The 1,079-nt window shown below is 73.0% G+C and carries 1 protein-coding gene; it reads left to right on the top strand.

Annotation, left to right across the window (positions count from 1 at the left end):
• Positions 1 to 254 precede the first annotated feature (254 nt).
• Positions 255 to 962, top strand: coding sequence for a 50S ribosomal protein L25/general stress protein Ctc (locus E1182_RS30625; RefSeq protein ID WP_132271205.1), 708 nt, complete (start codon positions 255 to 257; stop codon positions 960 to 962).
• The last annotated feature ends 117 nt before the right edge of the window (positions 963 to 1,079 follow it).

The following is a 1,079-nucleotide window of genomic DNA, read 5'->3' as shown; positions in this document are numbered from 1 at the left end:
CCCCGGGGGCGTTCGGGTGACCGGGGCGCGCGGATGACCGGGGGGACCGCCGGCAGGACCGGAACCGGCTCGGGTAGACTGGCACGGTTGCCACGGCGAGGGTGCCCGGCGGGCCGCTGAAAAGCACCGCACGGGGGCACCGTCATCGACGCGGTGCTCCGGGCAGTCGTTCATGACGCATGAGCCCCTGCGAGCCCCTCGCCCCAGCACCGCCAGACGACAAGCCGCCGCAGCGAAGCATCAGGAGTTTCCCCGTGTCCGAGGTAAAGATCAGCGCCGAGCCCCGTACCGAGTTCGGCAAGGGTGGTGCCCGCCGTACCCGCCGGGCCGGCAAGGTGCCCGCCGTGCTGTACGGCCACGGCGAGAAGCCGAAGCACATCGCGCTTCCGGCGTTGGAGTTCGCCGCCGCGATCCGTAAGGGTGGCGCCAACCAGCTCTTCGCGATTGAGGTCAGCGACGGCACCCAGGTGCTGGCGCTGCCGAAGGCGATCCAGCGTGACCCGATCAAGGACACCTTCGAGCACGTCGACCTGCTGCTGGTCCGGCGGGGCGAGAAGGTCACCGTGGAGGTCCCGGTCCAGCTGACCGGTGAGGCCGCCAAGGACACCCTGATCGTGCACGACCACGACACCCTGTCGGTGACCGCCGACGCGACCAAGGTGCCGGACCACCTGGAGGCCTCGGTCGAGGGCCTGGAGGCCGGCAACCAGGTCACCGCCGCCGACGTGGAGCTGCCGGCCGGCGTCGAGCTGGCCGCCGACCCGGAGACCCAGGTCGCCGCGGTGACCGCCGCCCCGACCGCCGAGCAGCTCGAGTCGACCCTGCCCGAGGTCGAAGCCGCCGAGGCCGAGGTCGAGGCTGGTGTCGGTGAGGAGACCGCCGAGTCGTCCGAGGGTGCCGAGGCCGGCGCGCCGGCCGCGGCGGGTGGCGAGGAGACCGCCGAGGCGAAGACCGAGGCCTGATCGGTCCGCAGCGTTGCCGGCAGGCGTCCCCGTATCGTCGGGGGCGCCTGTCGGCGTATCGGGACGGGTGTGACGCCGGGAGGGGCGGGACGTGACGGACGAGGCGGGGCCGTGGCT

This window comes from Micromonospora sp. KC721, assembly GCF_004348355.1.
GTDB lineage: Bacteria > Actinomycetota > Actinomycetes > Mycobacteriales > Micromonosporaceae > Micromonospora.
Note: the sequence above shows the minus strand (reverse complement) of the source record. Positions and strands in the feature narration are given on the sequence as shown.